General features: G+C 66.6%; 19 protein-coding genes, 1 tRNA gene and 1 other RNA gene. 14 read left to right on the forward strand and 7 right to left on the reverse strand.

Features of this window, described 5'->3' with window-relative positions:
* Window positions 1-137: 137 nt before the first annotated feature.
* Entirely contained in the window at window positions 138-527 is a 390-nt protein-coding gene (locus HG262_RS20390) for a ribbon-helix-helix domain-containing protein (RefSeq protein WP_169272747.1), read from the forward strand.
* 68 nt (window positions 528-595) lie between these two features.
* Here HG262_RS20390 and pbpG read toward each other — a convergent pair whose 3' ends face one another.
* Both pbpG and HG262_RS20400 read right to left on the reverse strand, forming a co-directional pair.
* Window positions 596-1,810, reverse strand: coding sequence for a D-alanyl-D-alanine endopeptidase (gene pbpG, locus HG262_RS20395; protein WP_169272748.1), 1,215 nt, complete (start codon window positions 1,808-1,810; stop codon window positions 596-598).
* A 307-nt stretch (window positions 1,811-2,117) separates the two neighbouring features.
* Window positions 2,118-2,192 (reverse strand) — tRNA-Arg (locus HG262_RS20400).
* 294 nt (window positions 2,193-2,486) lie between these two features.
* Between HG262_RS20400 and HG262_RS20405 the strand changes: the two genes are divergently transcribed.
* From HG262_RS20405 to HG262_RS20435, 7 genes are all read left to right on the forward strand, one after another.
* Window positions 2,487-3,257 (forward strand): enoyl-CoA hydratase/isomerase family protein, encoded by a 771-nt coding sequence (locus HG262_RS20405; RefSeq protein WP_169272749.1) that lies wholly within the window; start codon window positions 2,487-2,489, stop codon window positions 3,255-3,257.
* Window positions 3,254-4,885 carry an AMP-binding protein gene (locus tag HG262_RS20410; protein ID WP_169272750.1) on the forward strand — a complete coding sequence of 544 codons (1,632 nt, stop codon included), beginning with the start codon at window positions 3,254-3,256 and terminating at the stop codon, window positions 4,883-4,885. Before HG262_RS20405 ends, HG262_RS20410 begins: the two co-directional genes overlap by 4 nt.
* Window positions 4,882-5,838 (forward strand): hydroxymethylglutaryl-CoA lyase, encoded by a 957-nt coding sequence (locus tag HG262_RS20415; RefSeq protein WP_169272751.1) that lies wholly within the window; start codon window positions 4,882-4,884, stop codon window positions 5,836-5,838. The genes HG262_RS20410 and HG262_RS20415 overlap by 4 nt, the downstream gene beginning before the upstream one ends.
* 88 nt (window positions 5,839-5,926) lie before the next feature.
* Window positions 5,927-6,463, forward strand: coding sequence for a MarR family winged helix-turn-helix transcriptional regulator (locus HG262_RS20420; RefSeq protein ID WP_169272752.1), 537 nt, complete (start codon window positions 5,927-5,929; stop codon window positions 6,461-6,463).
* Window positions 6,464-6,553: 90 nt separating this feature from the next.
* Window positions 6,554-7,288: an enoyl-CoA hydratase/isomerase family protein gene (locus HG262_RS20425; RefSeq protein ID WP_169272753.1), complete on the forward strand. Its 735-nt coding sequence runs from the start codon at window positions 6,554-6,556 to the stop codon at window positions 7,286-7,288.
* On the forward strand, window positions 7,285-8,481 hold the full coding sequence (locus HG262_RS20430; protein WP_169272754.1) for a CaiB/BaiF CoA-transferase family protein: 1,197 nt from the start codon (window positions 7,285-7,287) through the stop codon (window positions 8,479-8,481). The genes HG262_RS20425 and HG262_RS20430 overlap by 4 nt, the downstream gene beginning before the upstream one ends.
* A 47-nt stretch (window positions 8,482-8,528) precedes the next feature.
* Window positions 8,529-9,515 (forward strand): tripartite tricarboxylate transporter substrate binding protein, encoded by a 987-nt coding sequence (locus HG262_RS20435; protein WP_248293434.1) that lies wholly within the window; start codon window positions 8,529-8,531, stop codon window positions 9,513-9,515.
* A 65-nt stretch (window positions 9,516-9,580) separates the two neighbouring features.
* Here the strand turns inward: HG262_RS20435 and HG262_RS20440 are convergent, their stop codons facing one another.
* The 5 genes from HG262_RS20440 to HG262_RS20460 all read right to left on the reverse strand — a co-directional run bounded on the left by HG262_RS20440 (window position 9,581) and on the right by HG262_RS20460 (window position 15,274).
* Window positions 9,581-10,534 (reverse strand): nitronate monooxygenase, encoded by a 954-nt coding sequence (locus HG262_RS20440; RefSeq protein WP_169272755.1) that lies wholly within the window; start codon window positions 10,532-10,534, stop codon window positions 9,581-9,583.
* Window positions 10,535-10,666: 132 nt separating this feature from the next.
* Window positions 10,667-11,308 (reverse strand): response regulator transcription factor, encoded by a 642-nt coding sequence (locus tag HG262_RS20445; protein ID WP_169272756.1) that lies wholly within the window; start codon window positions 11,306-11,308, stop codon window positions 10,667-10,669.
* Between the two features lie 6 nt (window positions 11,309-11,314).
* A complete protein-coding gene (acs, locus tag HG262_RS20450; protein WP_211187589.1) occupies window positions 11,315-13,270 on the reverse strand; it encodes an acetate--CoA ligase in 1,956 nt (651 codons plus the stop codon).
* 19 nt (window positions 13,271-13,289) lie between these two features.
* Window positions 13,290-14,966 carry a cation/acetate symporter ActP gene (gene actP / locus HG262_RS20455; protein WP_169272757.1) on the reverse strand — a complete coding sequence of 559 codons (1,677 nt, stop codon included), beginning with the start codon at window positions 14,964-14,966 and terminating at the stop codon, window positions 13,290-13,292.
* A complete protein-coding gene (locus HG262_RS20460) occupies window positions 14,963-15,274 on the reverse strand; it encodes a DUF485 domain-containing protein (protein WP_169272758.1) in 312 nt (103 codons plus the stop codon). The genes actP and HG262_RS20460 overlap by 4 nt, the downstream gene beginning before the upstream one ends.
* Window positions 15,275-15,504: 230 nt before the next feature.
* On the opposite strand from HG262_RS20460, the gene HG262_RS20465 reads away from it, so the two are divergent.
* From HG262_RS20465 to dnaX, 6 genes are all read left to right on the forward strand, one after another.
* Complete coding sequence (locus HG262_RS20465) at window positions 15,505-16,716, forward strand: MFS transporter (RefSeq protein ID WP_169272759.1); 1,212 nt, start codon at window positions 15,505-15,507, stop codon at window positions 16,714-16,716.
* A 52-nt stretch (window positions 16,717-16,768) separates the two neighbouring features.
* Window positions 16,769-16,927, forward strand: a complete 159-nt coding sequence (locus tag HG262_RS20470; protein WP_169272760.1) for a hypothetical protein — start codon at window positions 16,769-16,771, stop codon at window positions 16,925-16,927.
* 104 nt (window positions 16,928-17,031) lie between these two features.
* Complete coding sequence (locus HG262_RS20475; RefSeq protein ID WP_169272761.1) at window positions 17,032-19,695, forward strand: PD-(D/E)XK nuclease family protein; 2,664 nt, start codon at window positions 17,032-17,034, stop codon at window positions 19,693-19,695.
* Between the two features lie 3 nt (window positions 19,696-19,698).
* Complete coding sequence (locus tag HG262_RS20480) at window positions 19,699-23,148, forward strand: UvrD-helicase domain-containing protein (RefSeq protein WP_169272762.1); 3,450 nt, start codon at window positions 19,699-19,701, stop codon at window positions 23,146-23,148.
* Between the two features lie 345 nt (window positions 23,149-23,493).
* Window positions 23,494-23,591: signal recognition particle sRNA small type (gene ffs, locus HG262_RS20485), an RNA gene on the forward strand.
* A gap of 151 nt (window positions 23,592-23,742) precedes the next feature.
* The coding region (gene dnaX / locus HG262_RS20490) for a DNA polymerase III subunit gamma/tau (RefSeq protein ID WP_169272763.1) at window positions 23,743-25,022 on the forward strand (1,280 nt) is incomplete at its 3' end.

The following is a 25,022-nucleotide window of genomic DNA, read 5'->3' on the forward strand; positions in this document are numbered from 1 at the left end:
AATGGCGGGGCATCAACCGGGTGGAGTCGGGCGCGACCCGGGGCGTCCTGTGCCTTGCGGGCGGTGCGCCAAACGTCGTACAGTGGTCGTGGCGTGCCGCCCCGGCGGACGCCTTGCCCCTCGGCACCGGAGCTCCCATGTGTGAAATCTTCATCCGCGCGAGCGAACAGTCCTACGCGCCCGAAACCCGTTCGTTGCGCCTGCATGGCGTGGCGACCAGCTTGCGGCTGGAGCAATTGTTCTGGCAGGTGCTGGAAGAGATCGCCGGCCGCGACAACATGCGCGTCACGCAACTGATTGAACGCCTGTACGACGAGCTGATCGAATACCGCGGCGAGGCCGCCAACTTCACTTCGTTCCTGCGGGTGTGCTGCCTGCGCTATCAACTGCTGCAGGCTGAAGGCCGGATTCCGCTGGACGCGGCGGTGCCGATCCGGTCCTTGAATCCGCAAGCCGTTCTGGAAGGATTGCCGGCGTCGTTGTACGACGCAAAACCGCTACGCGCGAAGCGGCCGGTGGCGGCGTAACGCCAGACCGCCACCCAATGAAAATGGCCCGATCGGATCGGGCCATTTTCATTGCAGGCGGGGAGCGTTCAACCGCCCGGCTGAATCGACGCCAACGCCACTTCGTTCTGCACAATGCGGCGGATGCGTACCGCATCGCCGATGCGCGACAGCTTGCCTTGCGAATCCAGCAGCACGATGGCCAGGTCGCGGCCATTGATGCGGGCCAGCATCACCAGGCATTCCCCGGCTTCGTTGATGTAGCCGGTCTTGGACACCTTGATGTCCCAGTCGGGCTTGCGCACCAGCAGGTTGGTATTGCGGAAGGTCTGGGTGCGGTTGTTGATCTCGACGTCGTACTCGGTATCGGTCGAGTAGCGGTGGATCAGCGGGCGTTGCGAGGCTGCGCGCAGCAGGCGTGCCAGATCATGCGGCGACGACACGTTATTGCTGGACAGGCCCGTCGGCTCGATGAAGTGCGTGCTGCTCATGCCCAGCGACAGCGCCTTGGCGTTCATGGCGGCCACGAAAGCGGGCAGGCCACCCGGATAGTGGCGGCCCAGCGCGTTGGCGGCACGGTTTTCAGAGGACATCAGCGCCAGGTGCAGCATGTCCCCGCGCGACAGCTTGGTGCCCACGCGCAGGCGCGACGTGGTGTGCTTGAGGCCGTCGACATCGTCGTCGGTGATCTCAAGCATTTCGTCCATCGGCAGGTTGGCGTCGACGACGACGACCGCGGTCATCAGCTTCGAGATGGAAGCGATGGGGCGCACGACGTTTTCGTTCTTGGCAAACAGGACGGTCGACGTTTCCAGGTCTTGCACATAAGCGGTGCTGGAACGCAGCGCGGCGGCTTCCGCGCGTACGGATACGGCGGGCGGCGGCATGGCGGCGGAGGCCGCAGCGGCGGCGCGCTGCCCGCGCGAAGACTTCGGCGTGCCGTTCTTGCCGGCCGCGGCGCCTTTCTTGGGCGGTGTCCCCTTGGCTGCCACCTGCTTGCCGCCCTTGGGCGGCGCCTTCTTGGCGGTGGACGACGATTTGGGCGGTGCTTTCTTGGCCGTGGCCGGGGCGGCTTTCTTGGCGGCCGGCGCGGCCTGCTTGCCTGCCGCGGCCTTGCCCGAGCCGGATTTCGCGGCGGGGGTCTTTTTAGCTTGTTGCGCCTTGCAGGCCGCCGACTTGGCGTTCGTCTTGCAAGGGTCGGAATTCTTCGCGGCCAGCGCGGCCGGGGGGAGGAGGAGCGCGCACAGCGCCAGCGCCGTCGGCGCTACCGCGTTCGCAATTGCACGTTTCCAGGTAAATGCCATGGTTTGAGCAGGCTTGTCAGTCTGTGAAGAAGTATTTCTTAAGCCGGCGTATCGTCGGTTCAAAAAAATCCAGAGGAATTAGGGGCTTACGCGTCGAATTTAAACAGTACATCAAGATGCGCGCAAGACGATTCGCTATCATCGCCGAAAAAAATAATGGTGACGTATTGACGTGGATTCAATTCGTCACAAGACGCGACATGAGAAGCTAACTGCGCGGAGCGCGAGAGCGTAGCCCGGATTAACCCTCATCCGGCTGAACGTGCGGTGTTTCGGGGGGAGCGGCGTCGGAATCGAGGCCGGGGGGTGGCCTCGCCGGGTGGAATCGAACCACCAATTGACCCTTAGGAGGGGTCGGTTATATCCATTTAACTACGGCGAGACGGTCAAAACTTGGGTGTCGAAGCGATCGCGCAGGGGCGAATTTCTTCTCTAGTGCCTTGATATTGCAGGGAAACACCCGGGCGGAGTGTATCACTATTCAAGGCAAATCCAGGCCGCTGACAGGGCGCAAGTCTAGCAGAGGCGCCGGGGCTTGGGCCAATGCGGCAAATCGCCGGTGCCGTGGCCGCCTGCCGGGTCCTGCCCGGGCAATCATGCTTCTGAAAAAATAGTGGATTAAATCAACTATATGCCGTAAAGTCGATTTCAAGACCTAGAACATTCAGGAGCAGGCATGACCCCGACTTTTCACACGATCCTGCTGGACGTGCAGGACCGTGTCGCCACGGTGACGCTGAACCGACCCGACAGCCGCAATGCGTTGAATTCCCAGATGTGCGCCGAATTGGTGCAAGCCATGGGGCTGCTTGCCGCCGACGCGGGCGTGCATGTCGTGCTGATCCGGGCGGCCGGCGCGGCGTTCTGCGCAGGCGCCGACCTGAAAGAGCGCAAGACCATGAGCACCTCGGAAATGACCGCCAGGCGGGTGCAGGGCTTTGCCGCCTACGGCGCGATCGAGCGCATGCCGCAGCCGGTGATCGCCGTGGTGCACGGCCCGGCGTTCGGGTCGGGCTGCGAGATCGCGGCGGCGTGCGATTTCGTGCTGGCCTCGTCCGATGCGATCTTCTGCTATCCCGAAGTGGGTTGGGGCACGGTGGGCGCCACGCAACGGCTGCCGCGGATCGCGGGCGCGCGCAAGGCCAAGGAACTGCTGTTCACGGGCCGCCGCTTCGATGCGGCCGAGGCCTGCGAGATCGGTCTGGTGAATCAGGTGCACGCGACGGACGCGTTGCCGTCTGAAGCGCTTGCAATGGCCACGAAGATCGCCGCCGCGTCGCCACTGACGGTCAGGCTGACCAAACGCAGTATTGATCAGGGCCTGGCCACCACGCGCGAAGGCGCCATGGCGATCGAGCTGCTGGCCATTGAAGAAAACCTGCGCGGCACGGATTGGCGGCAGGCGATTGCCGGGTTCGGCGCGCCGGACCAAGGGGGCCGGGCATGATCGGCGCACCGATGACGTTGTCACAGGCATTGGATCGGGTGGCGTTTGAACGGCCGCAGGCTGAGGCGTTTGTCGCGCCGGATGAACGTCATGACTGGCGCGCCATGCGCGAACAGGCAAAGGATATTGCGCGCGCGCTTCACGCCGCGGGCGTGCGGCATGGCGATCACGTCGGCGTGCTGTTGGGCAATAGCGGCGTGTGGGTGCAGATCTTCTACGCTTGCGCGATGCTGGGCGCCGTGACGGTGCCGGTCAATACGCGCTTCAAGACGGAAGAACTGGAATTCTGCCTGAAGCAGGCGGACGTGAAATTGCTGCTGACCGCGGACACGTTCCTGGGCATCGATTTCCTGGCGTTGCTGACGCAAGTGGAGCCGGCGCTGGACCGCGCAAGCGGCCTGCCCGGCGAGCGCCTGCCCTGCCTGCGCCAGGTCGTGGTGTTGGGCGACCGATGCCCGCCTGGCGCACAGCCCTGGCATGATTTTCTGGCGGCGGGAGAAATGGTGGACGGCGATGCACTGCAGGCGCGCGTGCAGGCTGTCGTTCCGGATGACGTGCTGTTGATCCAGTACACCTCTGGCACGACCTCGTTCCCCAAGGGCGTGATGCTGACGCATGCCAACATGCTGACCAACGCGTGGGCCGCCGCGCAGCGTATTGGCGTGACGGCCGACGACCGCTACTTCAGCATCCGCCCGTACTTCCACGTGGCCGGCACCACTTTGTCGATCCTGGTCAGCCTCGTGACGGGCTGCTGCCTGCTTACGTTGCCCAAGTTCGACGTGGCGGATGCCTTGCGGATGCTGGATGCCGAGCGCTGTACGCTCACCTCCGGCAACGACACGATCTTTCTCATGTTGATGGGGCATCCCGATTTCGACCGCGCGCGCATCCATTTGCGCGGCGGCTGGGCGGCCGCCGGACCGCAGGTCATGCAGAAGATCCGCGATGTCATGGGCGTGGCCGGCATGTGCAACGCGTACGGCCAATCCGAGGCGTCTCCCAACATCACGCTTTCGTCTCACGATGATCCGTTTTCGCTCCGCGCGGCGGGTTGGGCATTACCGCACCCGGGCATGGAGGTGCGGGTGGTGGACCCCGGCACCGGCAAGCCTGTCGCCGTCGGTGAGGCGGGCGAAATCCAGGCACGCGGCTGGAGCGTCATGAAGGGCTACTACAACATGCCCGAGGCGACCGCGCGCGCGTTGGGCGCCGACGGCTGGCTCAGCACGGGCGACCTGGGTGAAATGGACGCCGAAGGGCGCCTGCGCATGGTGGGCAGGTTGAAAGACATGTTCCGCGTCGGCGGCGAAAACGTGGCGCCGGCCGAGGTGGAAGAAGTGCTGCATGCGCATCCCGCGGTGCGCATGGCCCAAGTGGTGGGCGTGCCCGACGCGCGCCTGGGCGAAGTGCCCGCCGCATTTGTGTTGCTGAAAGACGGGCAAGACTGCTCGGCAGAGGCATTGACGGCCTGGTGCAAGAGCCGCTGCGCCAACTACAAGGTGCCGCGTCATGTGGCCGTGGTCGACAGCTTTGAACATATCGGCATGACCGGCAGTTCGAAGGTGCAGAAGAACAAGCTGCGCGCGCATGCGATCGCCTTGTTCGGTTTGGAGCAGGCGGCATGAGCGCGCGCGACGTGGTGCTGTGCGAGTGCTTTGCCCGGGACGGCTTGCAGCACGAGCCCGAATTCATCGGCACTGCGGTCAAGTCGGACCTGATCGACCGCTTTGCGCGCTTGGGATTCGAGCGGGTGGAGGCGACCTCCTATTCCAATCCCAAGGTCGTGCCGCAGTTTGCCGACGCCAGCGATTTGCTCGCGGCGCTGCCGCGCCGCGTGGGCGTCTGGTACAAGGCGACCTGCGCCAATGCCCGCGCCGTGCAGCGCGCGCTGGCGGATCAGGATGCCGGCATCGGCGCCAACGAGATCAGCCTGCTGGTATCGGCCAGCGCATCGCATTCGCTGCGCAACCTGAAGCGCGAACGGGCCGCGCAATGGGACAACATCGCTGAAATGGCCGGCCTGGCCAGCGGCCGTTTGCGGATGGTGGGTACGATCTCGGTCGCGTTTGGATGCCCGTTCGAGGGCGCCGTGGATCCGGATTCCGTGCTGGACGACGTGGAGCGATTTGCCCGGTTGGGGGTCGGCATCGTCACGTTGGGTGACACCACGGGCATGGCGACCCCTGCGGCCGTGCGCGAGCTGTACGCCCGCATGGCGCAAGAGTTTCCGCAATTGACGCCGGTCGCGCATTTCCACGACACGCGGGGCACCGGCCTGGTGAACTACGTGTCGGCGCTGGAAGCGGGCGTGCGGCATTTCGATTGCGCATTCGGCGGTGTGGGCGGGCATCCGGCCAAGGTCCGCTACGGCGGCGGCCACACCGGCAACGTCGCCACGGAGGACCTGGTCAGCCTGTTCGAATCGATGGGCGTGCGCACGGGGCTGGACCTGGATGCGTTGGACGAGGTATCCGTGTTGTGCCAGCAAACGCTGGGCCGGCCGCTGCATAGCCGGGTTGCGCTCAGTGGCATGAATCCGCTGATTCCCGGGGCGCGGCAAGCGCCGGCCGTGCCATGACAAGGGGACAGCGCATTTGTATATCATGCGGCCAGGGGGGCGCCCGGCGCGCCCGTACGCTTTTTCCTTATCTTTGCAGAGCCCAGCCATGGCACCCCTGAACGCACACAAGCCAGCCTCGCCCGCGCGCGACCAGCCGACCGCTTTGAAAGAGCTGTTCTCGTACCGCCTGAATCGCCTGGCCTATGTGTCCAGCCGCATCGCGGCGGGCCTGAACGAAAGCCGTTATGGCGTGGGGCCGCGGGAGTGGCGGATCATCGCGTTGCTGGGCGCGGCGCCCGACATGTCGCTCAATGCGGTAGCGCGCGAGGCCAATATCGACAAGAGCCAGGCCAGTCGGACGGTGTCCGAATTGATCGAACGCGGGCTGATACATCGCAGCGCGGACAGCCAGGACGGCCGCGGCGTCAGCCTGGACCTGACGCGGGCAGGGCGCGCGTTGTACGACGAAATGTTCCCTGCCGCCGTGCAGCGCAATGACGCCATGCTTGCCGTGTTGTCAGCGAAAGAGCGCGACGAGATGGAGCGGATGCTGGACAAGCTGACGGCCCACGCGCTGGAAATGCTGAACGAATTCAAAGCCGAGGTGCCGGCTCGCCGGGGCCGTGGGGTGCAACCCCGATGAACAAGCGGCGCCTGTCCCGGCGCCTTTTTTTACCCATATTGTTGATTAAATCAATCAAATGCCTGATCACTATTCAAAAGGATTTGCGTCATGCCGGAACTGATCGTCGAGAACCAGGGCGCCGTGCGTCTGCTGCGCCTGAATCGCCCGGAAAAGCACAATGCGCTGAATACGGCCCTGACCACGGCATTGCTGGACGCGCTGTCGCAAGCGGAGCGGGACGCAACGGTGCGCGCCGTGGTGCTGGCGGGCAATGGCAAGTCGTTTTGCGCGGGAGCGGACACCACCGAGTTTTCGGGTCTTACGATGGAGCGGCCCGAAGCGGTCCTTGCCCGCGCCGATCTGACGACCGACCTGCATCTGGTGTTCTCGCGCATGACCAAGCCCGTCGTGGGCGCGGTGCACGGCAATGCGCTGGGCGGCGGCGCCGGCCTGGCGTTGGCCTGCGACCTGACCGTGATGGCCGAGGACGTGCGCTTTGGCTATCCCGAATTGCGCCATGGCATCGTGGCCGCCGTCGTCATGGCGAATCTGGTGCGGCAGGTAGGCCGCAAGCACGCGTTCGAATTGGTGGCGATGGCCGAACCCATCGACGGCGCGCGCGCGTTGGCGCTGGGTATCGCCAATCGCGTCGCGCCTGCTGCCGATGTGCTGGACGCGGCGCTGGCGATGGCCGCACGCTTGGCGGGTTGGGAGCCCGCCGCGATGGGATTGACCAAGCGCGCCTTTCATCGCGCGGCGGATCTGGGCCTGGCCGAAGCGCTGGGCGTGGGGCGCGACGCCAACGTGATCATGCGTGGATTCCGTCAGGGGGCGGCGCGATGAGGCCGCTGGATGGGGTGACCATCCTGGACCTGTCGCGCGTGCTGGCATGCCCGTTCGCGTCGATGATCCTGGCCGAACTGGGCGCCACCGTGATCAAGGTCGAGCAACCTGGCGCGGGTGACGAAACCCGGGGATTCGAGCCGCAGGTGCAGGGCGAGGGCGGAACCGAATCCGCCTATTACCTGGCTTTCAACCGCAGCAAGCAATCTATCACTGTCAACTTCCGAAAGCCGGCGGGCCAGGCGCTGATCCGCAGGCTGGCCGAGACCTGCGACGTGGTCGTGGAGAATTTTCCGGTGGGGACCCTGGCCAAGTACGGGTTGGACCGCGACAGGATCGCGCCCGGCAACCCTGGCCTGATCTACTTTTCCTGCACGGGCTTCGGCATGACCGGGCCCTACGCGCCGCGCAAGGGATACGACACCGTGTTCCAGGCGATGGGCGGCATCATGAGCTTGACGGGGGAACGGGGTGGCGGCCCCGTCAAACCGGGTCTGCCGGTGGCGGACCTGACCTCGGGCCTGTGGGCGGCCATCGGCATCCTGTCCGCGCTGGTGGGCAGGGCGCGGTCGGGACAAGGCTGCCACATCGACTTCTCGATGCTGGACGGGCAGGTCGGCCTGTTGTCCCTGGCGGCGGCGCGCTACTTCGCGCTGGGCGAAGTGCCGCAACGGCTGGGTACCGAACATCCGGGGCGTGTGCCTTCGGCCGCGTTCGAATGCGGTGATGGGCGCTGGGTGCAGATCACGGGCAGCGATCAGCATTGGAAGCCCTTGTGCGACGCGCTGGAATTGCCGCAATGGGCGCACGACCCGGAACTGGCGCGTAATGCCGTGCGCGTGGCGCGGCGCGACGAAGTCATGGCGGGCTTGGCCGCTGCCGCGCGGCGCCTGACGCGCGACGAGTTGTGCCGGCGCTGCGATGCCGTGGGCGTGCCTGCCGGTCCGATCCTGGACGTGGAAGAAATCATGCACGACGAACATGTGCTGGCGCGCGGCATGGTGTCCAGTTACGAGCACCCCTCCATCGGCCGCTTTGGCGCCGTGCCTGTGCCGTTCAAGTTCAAAGGCTACGAGGATCCGCGCCTGGAGCGCCCGCCGCTGCTGGGTGAACACACCGATCGCGTGCTGAAGTCGACGCTGGGCCTGTCCGATTCGGAAATCCAGGCGTTGCGCGCCGAGGGCGCGATCTAAGCCATTTACCGCCACACCAAAAAAACGACATTGCAGGAGACAAACCCATGATGACCCTTAAGCGTCTGCTTACCCATAAGCGCTTGTTGTGCGGCCTGATCGCCGGCGCGTTCTGCGCGGCTGCGGCCGCGGCCGACCCCTATCCGTCCCAGCCCATCACGCTGGTCAATCCCTATGCCGCCGGCGGCCCCGCCGATGTGCTGGGCCGCGCCCTGGCGCGTGAACTGGAAAAGCAACTGGGCAAGCCCGTGATCGTGGAGAACAAGGCGGGCGGGGGAGCGGCGATCGGCGCGAACTTCGTGGCGCGCGCCAAGCCTGACGGCTACACCTTGCTGTTGGGGACGTCGGCCGCGCATGTCGTCACGCCGCTGATGCAGCGCACGCCCTACGACGGCATCAAGGATTTCGCCTTCGTGTCCATTGTGGCCAATCAGCCGAACATGCTGGTGGCGCGCCCCACGCTGAATGCCGGCAGCGTGGCCGACCTGGTCGCGCTGGCGCGCAAGGAGCCGGGCAAGATCAACTACGCTTCGGCCGGGCCGGGCAGTTCGCCGCATCTGGGTGCCGAACTGTTCCGCGAACGGGCGGGCGTGGACATCGTGCATATACCGTATAGCGGCGCGGCGCCTGCCATCAACGACCTGGTGGGTGGGCAGGTGGATATCGCCGTGCTCAATCTGGCGGCCAGCCTGCCATTCATCCGCAGCGGAAGGCTGAAAGCGCTGGCCTACGCCAACGGCAAGCGTTCGCCGCTATTGCCGGACGTGCCCACGCTGGCCGAGTCGGGCGTCGCGGGCGCGGAGTCCGCGTCGTGGTACAGCCTGGCGGCGCCCAAAGGGACGCCGGCCGACGTGCTGCAACGGCTTAACGACGCCATGGGCCGCGTGAACGCGGATGCCGAGTACGGCAAGCTGATGCAGGCGCAGGGCGTCGATTTGTGGAACATGACGCCTGCGGAGGCCACGGCCTTCGTGGAGAAAGACCAGGTGGCCATGAAGAAGCTGGTGGAATCCGCGGGCCTGCTGAAGAAGTAGGCGCCACGCCGGGCGCGTACGCACTCGAAGCCATCGAAGCCGCCCCCGGGGCGGCTTCCTTTTGTTCAGCCTGCCAGCGCGGCGGCGCGCGCCAGGGCTTGCCGCGTTTCGCCCACCAGTTGCTGTACGAGCTCGCCGGCGGGCAACAGGCTGTCGATCAATCCGGCGCTTTGCCCGGCCTCGACCTTGCCGCCTTCGACGTCGCCGTCATGTGCCGCTTGCTTCAGCGAACTGACGGCGAACAGCGCGTCCAGCGCGGCGTCGTCGCTGCCGCGTTCTGACGCCAGATACTGGCGCGCGAACGCATTGCGCAGCATCCGCACTGGCGACCGTCCGCGGCCGACCAGCGTGGTGTCGGCCACGCCGGCGGCCAGCACGGCGGCCTTGTAGTCGGCATGCACGCCGGCCTCCGGCGTCAGCAGGAAGCGCGTGCCTAATTGCGCGCCCGCCGCGCCCAGGCACAGCGCGGCGGCAATGCCCGCGCCGTCGGCGATGCCGCCCGCGGCCACTACGGGCAAAGAGACGCGGCGCACGGTGGCGCGCAGCAGGACCTGCAGGCCGATTTCGTCGGGGCCCGGATGACCGCCGGCCTCCAGGCCCACGGCGATGACGGCGTCTACCCCTGCGGCTTGCGCTTTCTCGGCATGCAGCGGGCTGGCCACCACTTGCAGCCATTTGATGCCCGCGTCCCGCGCGCGGCCGATGTGCTTTTGCGGTCCGCCCTGCGACGCGATGATCACCGGCACGCCTTCCGCGATGGCGATGTCCATGTGTTCCTGGGCGCGCTTGTTGTACAGCGGGATGTTGACGGCGAACGGCGCGTCGGTGCCTCGGCGCACCTCGCGGACGGCGGCAAGCAGGGCCTCGGGGTACATCGGGCCGGCGGCGATGACGCCCAGCCCGCCCGCGCGGGACACCGCCAGCGCAAGCGCCGCGTTGGACGATGCCCAGCTCATGCCGCCCTGGATGATGGGATAACGCGTGCCCAGCAATCGGGTCAGCGGAGTTTGCAGAATCATGGCCTACCTGCCGTGGGGAAAATCCCATTTTCGGCCAATTAGTTGATAATATCAACTATATTCGAATGGCGGGGAGGGGGCACGTGGCGGGCGCGCGTGGAAGCGGCCTGGCGCGGGAGTCGGCACAGGGGTTCACGCCCAGGCAGTCAACCCCAGACGCCTCGCGATCAGCACCGCCTGCGTCCGGTTGGAGACGCAGAGTTTGCGCATCACGGCGGTCATGTGTGTTTTGACCGTGGCCTCCGCCACGTTCAGCTCATGTGCGATCTGCTTGTTCAGCAGACCCGCGCTCACCATCCGCAGTACCCGGTACTGCTGCGGCGTAAGCTCGCGCAGCTTCGCAGCCAGTTGCCTGTCTTCGGGGCCGGAGCCACCCGCTCGACTGTCATCAAAGGGCAGCCACTCGCCGCCGTTCAGCACGTGGCGCAAGGCCCGGCCGATGGTGTCGGCGTTGGCCGACTTCGGAATGAAACCCATCGCTCCATGATCGATCGCGCGGTGCATCAGCAGCGGGTCGTCATGCGCCGACACGATGGCGACGCGCAATCGCGGCCGCAGGCGGAGCACGTGCGTCAAGGTGTCGAAGCCCGTGGCGCCAGGCATGTCCAGGTCCAGCAACAGCAGATCGGCGTGCGGCTTGGCCTGGACCAGGCCATAGAGCACGCTGATCTGCTCGGCATCGCGGATGACGGCGTTCGGGTATAAGCGGCCGATGAGCCCGCGCAGGGCTTCGATGTACAGCGGGTGGTCATCGGCGATCAGGATTACGGGCATGGCCGATCATGCCATGCGCCGTTCCTGCACCAGCGCTTGCACGACCGAGGGATCGGCCAACGTGGTGATGTCGCCCAGGTCGTCGACGGTGTTTTCGGCGATTTTTCGCAGGATGCGGCGCATGATCTTTCCCGAGCGCGTCTTGGGCAGTGCGGGCGCCCATTGCAGATGATCGGGCGTCGCGATGGGGCCGATCTCGCGGCGCACGTGGGCCACCAATTCCTGGCGCAAGGGGTCGGACGTTTCGAAACCCGCTTTCAGCGTGACATACACATAGATGCCCTGTCCCTTGATGTCGTGGGAAAAGCCCACCGCCGCCGCTTCGGCCACCTTGGGATGCGATACCAGCGCGCTTTCCAGTTCGGCGGTGCCTAAGCGGTGTCCGCTGACGTTCAGCACGTCGTCCACGCGGCCGGTGATCCAGTAGTCGCCGTCGGCATCGCGGCGGCAGCTGTCTCCCGTGAAGTACATGCCGGGATAGTCCTTGAAGCAACTTTCCGTGTAGCGCTGGTCGTTCCCGTAGACGGTGCGCGCCTGCCCGGGCCATGAGTCGCGGATGAACAGGTTGCCTTCGCCGGGGCCTTCGATCAATTCGCCTGTCCGCACATCGACGAGTTCCGGCCGGATGCCGAAAAACGGCAGGCTGGCCGAGCCCGGCTTGCAGGCCTTGGCGCCGGGCATCGGCGAAATCAGGATGCCGCCTGTTTCCGTCTGCCACCAGGTGTCCACGATCGGGCACCGGCCTTCACCTACAACGTCGTGATACCAGCGCCAGGCCTCTGGATTGATGGGTTCGCCCACCGTGCCCAGCAAGCGCAGCGACTTCCGGGAGGTGCGCAGGACGGGCTCGGAGCCCTCGCGCATCAGGGCGCGGATGGCCGTGGGCGCGGTATAGAAGATGCTGACCTGGTGTTTGTCGATGACGTGCCAGAAGCGCGAGGCGTCCGGGTAGCTGGGCACGCCTTCGAAGACGAGCGTCGTGGCGCCATTGGCCAGCGGGCCGTATACGATGTAGCTGTGGCCCGTGATCCAGCCCACGTCGGCCGTGCACCAGAAGACATCGCTGTCCCGGATGTCGAAGATGGCGGCATGCGTATAGGCGGCATAGACGAGGTAGCCGCCGGTCGTGTGCAGCATGCCCTTGGGCTTGCCGGTGCTGCCCGAGGTATAGAGGATGAAAAGCGGGTCCTCGGCGTTCATGCGTTCAGGGACGCATTCTGCGGTTTCCCGTTCCATCAGGCGGTCCAGCCAATAGTCGCGTTCGGCCGTCATGTCGACGGGCGCGCCGGTATGCCTGACCACCAGCACGTTGCGCACGCCCTCCATGCCCGGCATCTTCATCGCGGCGTCCACATTGGCTTTCAGCGCAATGCTGCGGCCCGCCCGCCGGCCTTCATCGGCGGTGATGATGGCGCAAGCGCCGCAGTCGCGCACGCGGTCGGCAATGGAGGCCGGTGCGAAGCCGCCGAACACCACGTTGTGCACGGCGCCGATGCGTGCGCAAGCCAGCATGGCGGCCACGGTGTCCACGATCATCGGCATATAGATCGTAACGCGGTCGCCGCGGCCGATGCCGATGCGCCGCAGCGCATTGCCCATCTTGCAGACCATGGCGTGCAGTTCGCGATAGCTGATGCGCCGCGAAGGCGTGCCGGGGTCGTCCGGTTCCCAGATCAGCGCCGCCTTGTCGCCTTGGGTCTCAAGGTGGCGATCCAGGCAGTTCACACTGACGTTCAATTCGCCGTCGGCGTACCAGCGGATATGGAAATCTTCAAGAGCGAAGCTGACGTCCCGGATTTGCGTCGGGGCGCGATGCCACTGCAGGCGCTGCGCGGCGCGGGCCCAGAAGGCGTCGGGATCGCGGTGCGAGGCCGCATACAGGTCTTCATACCGTTCCTGCGTGATCGTCTGCGGGCCGGCAAAGCCATCGGGCACGGGGTAGAGATTGCGGATGGGTTCCATGGAAGGGTCCTTTGAACGGTTAATGGCCGACGGCGGTGGTGGCGCCGATGCCGGTCTGGCTGCGGACGGTCAGGGCGTCGAAGGCCTCTGCTTCCCGCCGGGCCCGAGGGCTTCGGTCCAGTTTCGAGAACAGCCAGATCGAGAAGAACGCCAGCGGGATGGACAGGATGCCCGGGTTGGGGAAGGGCGTGACGGGGGAGGAAAAACCGAAGACCTCCACCCATACGGTCTGGCTGAGCACGACCCAGACCGTTGCGCTGGCCAGGCCCAGGAACCCGCCGATGGTCGCGCCGCGCGTGGTGCAGCCGCGCCAGGAGATCGACAGCACCAGCACGGGGAAGTTGGCGCTGGCAGCGATGGCGAAGGCCAGGCCCACCATGAACGCCACGTTCTGGTTCTCGAACACGATCCCCAACAGGATGGCCATGACGCCCAGGGCGATGGTGGACAAGCGCGAAATGCGCAACTGTTGGTGTTCGGTGGCGCGACCGCGCGCAATGACGTTGGCGTACAGGTCATGCGAAATGGCCGCGGCGCCAGCCAGCGCCAGACCGGCCACTACCGCCACGATGGTGGCGAAGGTGACGGCTGCAAGGAAGCCCAGCAGCAGATCGCCGCCCACGGCGTTGGCCAAGTGGACCGCGACCATATTGGTGCCGCCGATCAGGCTTTTCATCATGTCGAACCCGCCGTCCGGCCCCGTCGCGAAATACTCGGGGTGGCGCACCAGCAGCGCGACCGCGCCAAAACCGATGATGAACGTGAGCAGATAGAAGTAGCCGATGAAGGAGCTGGCGTAGATCACGGACTTGCGGGCTTCCTTGGCGTTGGATACCGTGAAGAAGCGCATCAGGATGTGGGGCAGGCCGGCGGTGCCGAAGGCCAGTGCGATGCCCAGCGACAAGGCGTTCAGCGGATTGCTGCTGACCTGCGCGCCCGGCGCCAGCAGTTCCTGGCCGGACGGGTGCACGCGGGCGGCCTCCGCCAACAGCGCATCGGGGCTGTAGTTGAAGGCCGACAGCACCAGGATGGTCATCAGCGTGGCGCCGAAGAGCATCAGGACTGCCTTGATGATTTGCACCCAGGTCGTGGCGGTCATGCCGCCGAAGGCCACGTAAATCATCATCAGCGACCCGACGATCAGCACTGCGATGTTGTAGTCCAGCCCGAACAGCAGCACGATCAGCTTGCCCGCGCCGACCATCTGCGCGATCAGATATAGGGCGATGATCAGCAGCGAGGCGCTGGCTGCCAGCACCCGCATGGGGGTTTGGGCCAACCGGAACGAGGTCACGTCCGCGAAGTTGTAGCGGCCCAGGTTGCGCAACCGTTCGGCGATCAGGAACATGACCACCGGCCAGCCGAACAGGAAGCCGATGGCGTAGATCATGCCGTCGAAACCGCTGACGTAGACCATGCCCGCGATGCCCAGGAACGAAGCGGCGGAAAGGTAATCGCCCGCGATGGCCAAGCCGTTCTGAAAGCCCGACAACCCGCCGCCGGCGGTGTAGAAGTCCGATGTGGTGCGGGTGCGTTTGGCGGCCCAGTAGGTGATGCCCATGGTTCCCGCGATGAAGGTCAGGAACATGACAATGGCGGAGGTGCTGGCCTGCCCGGTCGCCGCGGCGCGGGCCGAGCCCGCCAGCGCGCAGCCCAGCACGAAGATCAACGCGGCGGCCGCTGTCTTGCGCTTCATGAGACGTCCTTGATGATGGCTGCCAGCAGCGGGTCGAAAACCGTGTTGGAGATGTGGACGTAGGCAGAAATCAGCACCACGGCGCTGCCCACGACGAGGATGCCGGTCAGGATGCCGATGCTCATCGTCATGCCGGGCAGCGGGCGGGCGAAGAATGCGGGATCGAACGCCAGGGTCAGGATGAAGCCGGCGTAGATCACGCCGGTGATGGCGAAGAAGAGCAGGCTGGTGCGGCTGCGGCGGCGCAACAATTCCTGATATTTGGGATGCCGCATGACAGCGGCAATCATGCCTTTGGGCGAAGTCATCGCGAGGGTCTCCTTGTTGCTATGGACGAACGAGCCTCCGCCCAATATAGAGACGCATCAATTCGCGGGACACGCGACCTTGGTCGTAAGGGGAAGGCCCGAGTGACAGACGGGCAAAGTGCGATGCGGCAGCATGGCTATTGCCGCGCCGTCCCCGGGGAGTTGTATATGATGTGCGGGTTGTCCCGAGGAGGGGACGCAAACCCATACAACAACGAGACACGGGTTTCATGTCTAGTCAAACCGATACGATTTCCACCCGCACCATCATCCTGGGCACCTTGGTGGTGCTGCTTGCCATGGGCGTGCGCGCGACATTTGGCCTTTTCATGCAGCCGATGGGCCTGGCGCACGGCTGGGGCCGCGAAGTGTTTTCGATGGCCTTCGCCCTGCAGAACCTGGTGTGGGGCGTGGCGTGCATCTTCATGGGCATCCTGGCCGACCGCTACGGGTCGGGGCGCACGATCGCGCTGGGCGCGGTGCTGTACATGCTGGGCATGATCGGCACGCGCTTCGCCACCGACGAAACCACGCTTTACCTGACTGCGGGCGTGCTGGTCGGGCTGGGGCAGGCTGGGACGACCTTCCCGGTGATCTTGCCGGTCGTGGCGCGCGCCGTGCCGCCCGCCTATCGCAGCACGGCCATGGGCATTGCCAGCGCCGGCGGTTCATTGGGCCAGTTCGCCGTGGTGCCCACGGGGCAAGCGTTGATCACCGGCATGGACTGGTCGGGCGCGTTGTGGGTGCTGTCGTTGTTCGTGGCGTGCGCCGCGCCGCTGGCCTATTTCCTGAGAGGCCGCCCGCAAGCGCAATCGGGGCCGCAGCAATCGCTGGCCTCGGCGGTGCGGCAGGCGGTGCGCCACCCCTCGTTCCACTTCCTGTTCTGGAGCTACTTCGTCTGCGGTTTCCACACGGCCTTCATCACGCTGCACCTGCCGGCCTACGTAACCGACGGCGGCCTGACGGCGGGGCAGGGCGCGACCGCCGTGGCGCTGATCGGCCTGTTCAATGTGCTGGGCTCGTTCTATGCAGGCAAATTGGGCGGCAAATACAGCAAGAAGCGCTTGTTGGCCGTGGTGTACTTCATGCGGGCCTTTGGCATCTTGCTGTTATTGGCCATGCCCTTGTCCGCGTGGGTACTTTATGCGTTTGCGGCGTGGATGGGCCTGTTCTGGCTGGGCACGGTGCCGCTCACGCAAGGTCTGATCGGGCAGATCTACGGGCTGCGCTACGCGGCCACGCTGTCGGGCATCGTCTTCCTTGGCCATCAGTTGGGTAGCTTCATCGGCGTCTGGCTGGGCGGTTACGCCTACGCCAAGACCGGCAACTACGATATGGTCTGGTGGTTGGGCGTGATCCTGGCGGTGGTGGCGGCGCTGCTGTGCCTGCCTGTGCGGGAGCAACCGGTGACCCCGGTGGCGCCGCGCCCCGCGTCCGCATGAGGCCGGCGCCTGGATTCCGCCCACCCCGAACCCGCCTTCCGGAGACCCGATCATGACGCCAGCCGATCCCCCCACCGCCCCCCGACATCGGGGCTGGCGTGCCGTGGGCGTGCTGGCGCTGGCGGCCGTGCTGGGCTTGGCGTTCTGGGGCTACACGACGCCCGAGATGCAGATCCACTGGGAAAACCTGGCGGCCCTGTGCGGCTTTTAGGCGCATCCGGCCGCTCGGCTCGCGGTATCCTACGACGGAGTTTCCTCCGTCGTTTTTTTTCGTCGCCCGCGCCTGCCATTCCGGCACGCGCTTTGTAGGTGCCCATGCAGGACGCATCGCTTTCTTATCCTGATCTATCGCTGGCGGACATCGGCGCCATGCCCGCCGCCGGCACGCTGGTGTTGACCGTGAACAATCGATTGTCGCGCCGGTTGACGCTCGAACTGGCCGGCCTGTTGCGCCAGGAGCGTCAGGTCAGCGAACTGCCGCGCATTCTGCCGCTGTCGGCCTGGCTGGCGGAGTCCGCCAATGAGCTGGCGTTCGAGGCGGACGACGATGTGCCTGCCTACCGACTGGACAGTTTCGCCACACAGTTGGTGTGGACACAAGCCATCCGTGCGGAAGAGGCCGAACGGGTGCTGCTGGACGCCAGCCAGGCGGCGCGGTTGTCCATGGACGCCGATCTGCTGATGGACGAATGGGACCTGCACGTGCCGTCAGGAGCGGACACCGACGAATATCGCGGTTTCGCCCGGTGGCGCGCTCGCTACCGCGAAACGCTGGCGGGCATTGATGCCGAGGACGCCAATCAGGGCTATGCACGCGTGCTGCGCGCCCTGGAGGATGGACGGCTGGCGACGCCCGCCCAGCTGGTGCTGGCCGGATTCACCGACGTTTCGCCGCGCTTTCGCCGGCTGCTGCATGCCTTCGAAGCGCAGGGCACCGAGGTCGGGCAGTGGCGCGACGCGCAACGGGTCGAAACCGTGGCCCGACGATTTGAAGCGGCGGACCAGGGCGCGGAATGGCGCGCCGCGGCCGCGTGGGCGGTCAGCCATTTGAAGGCGAATCCGCATGGGCGCTACGCCATCGTGTCGCCGCAACTGGAGGCCGAATCGCCCTTTGCGCGGCGTGTGTTAAGCCAGGCCTTGGCGGGGCGGGACGGCGCGCCGGCCTATGCGTTCAACGTGGCGGTGGGCCGGCCGTTGAATGAATGGCCGATGGCGCGCGCGGCGCTGGCCTGGTTGCGCGCGCTGGCCGAATGCGCCGCCGGCAAGGGGTGCAGCGTGGATGTGCTGGGCGCCGCCCTGTTGGCCGGGCATTGCGCTGGCGACGTGCGCGACGGCGCGCGCCTGGCCGCCATCGACGCGCGCTGGCGCCGGCAGGCCGTCCGGCATGTCGGTGCGCAGGATTGGAAGAAGCGGTTGGCCGATACGCCCGCCTTGGCGCAAGCCTGGAACCAGGCGATGGAAATCTGGACGCAAGGTGGCCGCCAAGCCACCTGCGATGTCTGGATGCTGCGCATGAAGGCCGCGCTGACGGCGTTGGGATTTCCGGGCGAAGCCGTGCTGGACAGCGTGGATTATCAAGTGATGGGCGCGCTGGGCGACGCGTTGGGCAGTTTTTCGGCGTTGGCGCCGGCCGCCGGTCGTCTGGGCGGCGTGGCGGCGGTCAATCTGCTGCAAAGCGTGGCGCGGTCGGCGTCGTTCCAGCCGCAGCGCGATCCGCTGGCGCGGCTGGACGTGCTGGGCCTGCTGGAAGCCGAAGGCGGCTATTGGGACGGCGTCTGGATGCTGGGCTTGACGGACGATGTGTTGCCCGCGTCGCCAAAGCCCAACCCGCTGCTGCCGTTGGCCGTGCTGCGCCTGGCGAAGGCGCCGCGCGCCACGCCCGAGCGCGAGCGCGAATGGGCCGAAGGCATGTACGCCGCGCTGTGCCGCTGCGCGCCCGACCTCGTCGTCAGCCACGCGCATATGGACGGCGAGCGCGAGCTGCGCCCGTCGCCGCTGATCGCCGCCGCCGCGTTGACGGACTGGGCGCCGGGCGAGGTTGATGCAGTGGAGGCGTTGCCGCAGGAAACGCTGGATGACAATCAGGGCCCGCCGCTGGCTGCGGGAAACCGCGGGGGCGGGGGCCTGGACGTCCTGGACACGCAGGCGCGCAACCCGCTGTGGGCGTTTGTGCGCCATCGGTTGGGCGGGCGCGAACTGGCTCCCTATGCCGATATGGCCACGGTGAACGTGCGCGGCCAATTCCTGCACAAGGCGCTGGAGCTGGTGTGGGGCATGATGCCCGACCAGGAGGCCTTGCACGAGGTCCTGGCCACCGGCCGGCTTGCCGGATTGCTGGAACAGGCGGTGGCGCAGGCCGCCGACGAAGAGCTCAAGGATTACGCGCCGGCGCTGAAGGCGCTGGAGTGCCAGCGCGCCCGGGCGGTGCTGGCCTCGTGGCTGGACATGGAAGCACAGCGGCTGCCGTTCGCTGTCGCCCAGGTGGAAAAGAACCACCAATGGCAGCGTGGGGCGCTGAACCTGAAACTGCGGCTGGACCGCATCGACAGCCTGGCCGATGGCCGCAATGTCATCGTTGACTACAAGACCGGCGTGGCCGCCGCCAAGCCCGAACCGGACTGGTCGCGCAGCCGGCCGGTGAATGTGCAGCTGCCGTTCTACGCGTCGGTGCTGGCGGATGCGGCGGGAGGAGAAGTCGCGGGCCTGGTGCTGGCGCAGATCCACGCGCGCCAGGTGGCCGCGCAAGGCCTGGCCGACGAAGACCTGGGCGTGCCAGGCGTCACGCTGGCCGAAGACAGCAAATACTTCGACGGCCTATCTTGGGCAGAGATCCGGCAGCGCTGGCGTGTGGCGATCGAGGCGCTGGCCGACGAGTACGTCGCCGGCGTGGCTGCCAATGTGGCCTATCGGCGGGACGATTTGAAATACTGCGATGCGTTGCCATTCTTGCGTTTGCATCTGGACGACGAGGACGCATGAGCCATGGCTGAACAAGAACGCCTGCCGCAGGATCACGCCGCGCGCACCGACGCGCTGGACCCGACCCGTTCCTTCCTGGTGCAGGCCCCGGCCGGATCCGGCAAGACCGAGCTGCTGACCGACCGCATCCTGGCCCTGCTGGCCACGGTCACCCGCCCGGAAGAAATCGTGGCCATCACCTTCACTCGCAAGGCGGCTTCCGAAATGCACGCGCGCGTGCTGAGCAAACTGCGGCGCGGCCTGGACGGGCCGCCCGAGGCCATGCATGAACGCCGCAGCTGGGAATTGGCGCGTGCCGCGCTGGCGCGCAACGCAGAGCAGGGCTGGCATTTGCTGGACCATCCGGCGCGCCTGGCCATCCGCACCATCGACTCGTTCTGCGCGGGGCTGGTGCGCAGCATGCCGTGGCTGTCGGAACTGGGCGGCATGCCCGAGATCACCGATGACGCCCGCGCAAACTACGAAGCCGCGGCGCGGGCCACGCTGGACCTGGCCGACGAATACGACGCCGTGCGCGTTCTGCTGCAGCATCTGGACGTGGATGTACAGGCAGCCAAGGACGCCATTGCCGATATGCTGGGCCAGCGCGATCAGTGGCTGCCGTTGCTGCGTCACGGTTCCGATCGCGCGGGCATGGAGGCCATGCTGGCCGAGGCGATCGGCGAAGACCTGGACGCGCTCAGCGAGGCCATGCCGTATGGCTGGGCCGACGCGCTGTGCGGTCCGGCGCGGCTGGCCGCGACCCATCTGCAGGATGGCGACGACGACAACAAGTTGCTGCCGCTGCTGGACTGGACGGAAGAACTGCCGCCGGACGCCGAGGTGCTGGACCAGTGGCGCGCGGTGGCGCACCTGCTTTTGACCGGCACGGGCAGTCTGCGCAAGACGGTCAACAAGAACCTGGGTTTTCCGGCCAAGTGCGCGCATAAGGAACCCTTCGTGGCGTGGCTGGAAGCGGCCGACGGGCAGGCCGCCTGGGTGCGCCGCTTGAACGCCGTGCGCGATATTCCTGAACCACGCTTCACCGACGCGCAGTGGGAAGTGCTGGGCGCCCAGCTGATGACCCTGGCGCTGGCCGTGGCGCAGTTGCGCCTGCGTTTCGCGGACACCGGCGAAGTCGATTTCATCGAGATCGCGCAACGCGCCGCCTCGGCACTCGGCAGCGCCGATGATCCTGGCGAGTTGCTGCTGAAGCTGGATGCGTCGATCCGCCATCTGCTGATCGACGAATTCCAGGACACCAGCCAGACGCAGCTGGATCTGCTGCGCACGCTGACCTCCGGGTGGCAGGCGGGCGATGGCCGCAGCCTGTTCCTGGTGGGCGACCCGATGCAATCCATCTACCGTTTCCGCAAGGCTGAAGTGGGCCTGTTCCTGGAAGTGGCGGATATCGGCGTGGGTGAGTTGCAGCCCGATTTCCTGAACCTGACCGACAACTTCCGCTCGCAAGCGGGCATCGTCGAGTGGGTGAACCAGTCGTTCGTGTCGCTGCTGCCCAAGCGCAGCGACGCCGCCGCCGGCGCCATCGCGTACAGCCCGTCCACGGCGTTCCACGATGCGCTGCCGGACCCGGCGGTGCGCTTTCACCCCGCCTGGTCGCGCGCCGGCGCGGCACCTGCCGAAGAGCAGGCTGAAGATATCGCTGTCGGACTGGTGCGCCAGGCGTTGGTCGACCACAAGGGTGCCAAGCATCCGGTCGCCGTGCTGGTGCGGGCCCGCAGCCATCTGGGCAACCTGACGCGCCGGCTGGCGCAAGAGGGTATCCGCTGCCGCGCCGTGGACCTGGTGCCGCTGGCCCTGCGTCCGGTGGTGGCGGACCTGGTGCAGCTTGTGCGCGCGCTGTCGCATCCGGGCGACCGGTTGGCATGGCTGTCTGTGCTGCGCGCACCGTATTGCGGCCTGACGTTGACGTCGTTGCAACGCCTGTTCGGCGACGACCACGTCACCCCGGTGCCGGTGCTGCTTGAGCGCGCGCTGCGTATCGTGCGGCCAACGCTGCCTGCCGCGGCCGACATGGCGCCGCAAGGTTCCCTGTTCGACGCCGCGCCGGCCGCGCCCGAATCGCCGTCGGCTCAGGCGTTGCTCAATGCCGACGAATTCGCGCGGCTGCGCCAGGTCGCCGCCGTCTTGCTGGACAAGCGCAATGACTCGGGCGCGATGCCGTTCGCGGCCTGGGTGGAATCGCTGTGGCGCCGTTTGGGCGGCCCGGCGCTGTATACCGGCCTGTCGGTGGCCAACGACGCGGAAAGCCTGTTCCAGCTGGTCGAGCGCCTGGCGCCCCATGGGGCCATCGACCCCGCCGCGCTGGACGCAGGCATCTCGCGCCTGTTCGCCTCGCCCGACGCCGCCGACGAGGACGACGGCGCGGTCGAAATCATGACCATGCATAAGTCGAAGGGCCTGCAGTTCGAAACCGTCATCCTGTACGGCCTGCACCGCGCGCCGCGCGGCGACCAGGCCCCGCTGGTGCGCTTCGAGCAAAGCGGCGGCCGGGTGCTGTTCGGCCCGGTCAAGCCGCGTGCGGAAACCGAGGCCGACCCCGTGTCGCGCTATCTGGGCGCCCGCGAGGCGCGTCGCGCTTCCTATGAAATCGACCGTCTGCTGTACGTTGCCGCCACCCGGGCGCGCAAGCGCTTGCATCTGGTAGGGCATGTGTCGCTGGACGAGGCCACCGGGCAGGTGAAGACGCCGCCCGCAGCCAGTCTGTTGGGCCGCCTGTGGCCGTGCCTGGACACGCCGGTGCCGCCGCCCATGCAGGGCGAGCCTGAACCCGACGCCGTTGACGGCCCGGAATGGCAGGGCGAACCGTTGCGGCGGGTGGCAAGCGCAGGCCTGGCGCAACTGGCACGCCTGTCCGACATCACGGTCAGCCCCGGCTTCGGCGCCGCCGCCCGCGGCGCCTGGGGCGACGGCAGCGAACATCCCGCCTGGCAGCTGGAAGCCGGCTACGACGCCGCCATCGGCACCTTGGCCCACGCATGGCTCGCCCGTATCGGTCAGGACGGTGTGCACGCGTGGCCGGTGAACGCCCTGGCGGACCGCCTCCCCGCTATGCGCCGCCAACTGACAAGGGCAGGCATCCCCGCCAGCCAGGCCGACGCCGCCGCAGAGGCCGTGCTGGAAACCCTGCAAGCCACGCTCGCTGACGACCGCGGCCTGTGGCTGCTGTCCCAATCCGGCGCCCGCCGCGAATGGCCCCTGATCGACGCCGCCGGCAAGGTCTCGGTCATCGATCTGGCGCTCAGCACGGAAGACGGCTGGCTGATCGTCGACTACAAGACCGGCCGCCCCCACCCAGGCGAACCCCCTGCCGCCTTCGCCACCCGCATGCGCCAGCGCCACGGCGAACAACTGCTGCGCTACTGCACCCAAGTCACCGCCCTGGACGGCCGCGTAGCCCGGGCTGCCCTGTACTTCCCAAGAGCCAAAGCCTGGATCGACCTGCAACAGTGATTCGTCCGCAACCCGCATGATGGCTTGTGCGCGCTGCCCCCTAGTCCTAAAGACGAAACCCACCGCGCTACCCCAACCACCACGCCCCAGGCGCCCCCACAAAGCCAGCAAAACAGCAAGCAAGCAAAGCAGCAAGCCAGCAAAGGCAGCAAAGCCAGCAAAGCGAGCAAAGCGAAGCGAGCAAGCAAGGCAAAGCGAAGCGAGCCAAAAATGGCAAGCGAAGCAAAGCCATCCCTCCCTCCCCCTCGGGGGGAGGGCCGGGGAGGGGGCAACATCCCGCCCCCAGGGGCCCGCCTGCCGGAAGGCTGCAAGCAAGCGAAGCGCAGCTCTGCTAGAATTCCGGTTGGCGGGCCCCTCCGCATGGTTCGACGGTGAACCTGGTCAGGTCGGGAACGAAGCAGCCATAGTCGTTTAGGGTCAGTGCCGGAGTAAGGCTCGCCAACCGGATTCTTCAAAGCAACGGGTAGTGATTCAACCCACCGCTCGATTGCTTTCAAGGGGGACGGGGTTATTTTCCAGGGATTCGTTCCACGGGAATAAGCCCGTCCCCTTTGCATTTCAGCCAGCACGCGAAACAGGCTCTACAATCCAGCCATGACTTATCTGGTACTGGCCCGCAAGTGGCGGCCGCGATCGTTCGATACCCTTGTGGGACAGGATCACGTGGTGCGCGCATTGACGCATGCGCTCGACACCCAACGCCTGCACCATGCCTGGCTGTTCACCGGCACGCGGGGCGTGGGCAAGACCACCTTGTCCCGGATCCTGGCCAAATCGCTCAATTGTGAAACCGGCATCACGTCCAAGCCGTGCGGCGTCTGCCGCGCATGCACGGAAATCGACGCCGGGCGCTTTGTCGACTACCTGGAACTGGACGCGGCCTCGAACCGCGGCGTCGAGGAAATGACGCAGCTGCTTGAGCAGGCCGTGTATTCGCCCGGCGCCGGGCGCTTCAAGGTCTACATGATCGACGAAGTGCACATGCTGACGGGCCACGCCTTCAACGCCATGTTGAAGACGCTGGAAGAGCCGCCGCCGCACGTCAAATTCATCCTGGCCACCACCGATCCGCAGAAGATTCCGGTGACGGTGCTGTCGCGCTGCCTCCAGTTCAACCTGAAGCAGATGCCGGCCGATTCCATCGTCGGTCACCTGCAGGCCGTGCTGGGCCAGGAAGAAGTCGCTTTCGAAGTGCCGGCATTGCGCCTGATCGGCCAGGCCGCCCAGGGTTCCATGCGCGACGCGCTGTCCCTGACCGACCAGGCCATTGCCTACAGCGCCGGCAACATGACCGAGGACGCCGTGCGCGGCATGCTCGGCACGATCGACCAACGCCATCTGGTGCGCCTGCTGGACGCCTTGTCCGCCGGCGACGCCAAGGGCGTGCTGGCGGTTGCCGACGAACTGGCGACCCGCGGGCTGTCCTACGCCGGCGCGCTGGCCGATCTGGCCGTGCTGCTGTCGCGCGTGGCGATCGAACAGCGGGTCACCGGCGTCACGCCGGCCGAAGATCCCCTGGCTGCCGATATCGCGCGCCTGGCGCTGACCCTGCATCCCGATGCCGTGCAGTTGTTCTATTCGGTCGCGGTGCATAGCCGCAGCGAACTGACGCTGGCGCCCGATGAGTACGCGGGCTTCATCATGGCCTGCCTGCGCATGCTGGCGTTGAACGGCGACGCCGGTCCGCAAACCGCATTGGAAGCGCCTGCCGCGCCCGCGCGGCAAACGGCGGAACCCGCCGTTGCCGCCGCTGAACCGGCTGCGGCAACGGCAGCCGTGGCCGCGCCCGAGGCGGTCACCGCACCGGTGCCCACGCCCATGCCCGCCCCCGCTGCGGCCCCGGTCGCCGCGGTGCCCGCCAGATCGGAAGAGCA

It is taken from the genome of Achromobacter sp. Bel, from assembly GCF_012928505.1.
Lineage (GTDB): Bacteria > Pseudomonadota > Gammaproteobacteria > Burkholderiales > Burkholderiaceae_B > Achromobacter.

Bases quoted from the DNA above. Each gene is read 5' to 3' on its own strand.
- HG262_RS20390 (WP_169272747.1), top strand. From the start codon at position 138: ATGTGTGAAATCTTCATCCGCGCGAGCGAACAGTCCTACGCGCCCGAA.
- pbpG (WP_169272748.1), bottom strand. From the start codon at position 1,810: ATGGCATTTACCTGGAAACGTGCAATTGCGAACGCGGTAGCGCCGACG.
- HG262_RS20405 (WP_169272749.1), top strand. From the start codon at position 2,487: ATGACCCCGACTTTTCACACGATCCTGCTGGACGTGCAGGACCGTGTC.
- HG262_RS20410 (WP_169272750.1), top strand. From the start codon at position 3,254: ATGATCGGCGCACCGATGACGTTGTCACAGGCATTGGATCGGGTGGCG.
- HG262_RS20415 (WP_169272751.1), top strand. From the start codon at position 4,882: ATGAGCGCGCGCGACGTGGTGCTGTGCGAGTGCTTTGCCCGGGACGGC.
- HG262_RS20420 (WP_169272752.1), top strand. From the start codon at position 5,927: ATGGCACCCCTGAACGCACACAAGCCAGCCTCGCCCGCGCGCGACCAG.
- HG262_RS20425 (WP_169272753.1), top strand. From the start codon at position 6,554: ATGCCGGAACTGATCGTCGAGAACCAGGGCGCCGTGCGTCTGCTGCGC.
- HG262_RS20430 (WP_169272754.1), top strand. From the start codon at position 7,285: ATGAGGCCGCTGGATGGGGTGACCATCCTGGACCTGTCGCGCGTGCTG.
- HG262_RS20435 (WP_248293434.1), top strand. From the start codon at position 8,529: ATGATGACCCTTAAGCGTCTGCTTACCCATAAGCGCTTGTTGTGCGGC.
- HG262_RS20440 (WP_169272755.1), bottom strand. From the start codon at position 10,534: ATGATTCTGCAAACTCCGCTGACCCGATTGCTGGGCACGCGTTATCCC.
- HG262_RS20445 (WP_169272756.1), bottom strand. From the start codon at position 11,308: ATGCCCGTAATCCTGATCGCCGATGACCACCCGCTGTACATCGAAGCC.
- acs (WP_211187589.1), bottom strand. From the start codon at position 13,270: ATGGAACCCATCCGCAATCTCTACCCCGTGCCCGATGGCTTTGCCGGC.
- actP (WP_169272757.1), bottom strand. From the start codon at position 14,966: ATGAAGCGCAAGACAGCGGCCGCCGCGTTGATCTTCGTGCTGGGCTGC.
- HG262_RS20460 (WP_169272758.1), bottom strand. From the start codon at position 15,274: ATGACTTCGCCCAAAGGCATGATTGCCGCTGTCATGCGGCATCCCAAA.
- HG262_RS20465 (WP_169272759.1), top strand. From the start codon at position 15,505: ATGTCTAGTCAAACCGATACGATTTCCACCCGCACCATCATCCTGGGC.
- HG262_RS20470 (WP_169272760.1), top strand. From the start codon at position 16,769: ATGACGCCAGCCGATCCCCCCACCGCCCCCCGACATCGGGGCTGGCGT.
- HG262_RS20475 (WP_169272761.1), top strand. From the start codon at position 17,032: ATGCAGGACGCATCGCTTTCTTATCCTGATCTATCGCTGGCGGACATC.
- HG262_RS20480 (WP_169272762.1), top strand. From the start codon at position 19,699: ATGGCTGAACAAGAACGCCTGCCGCAGGATCACGCCGCGCGCACCGAC.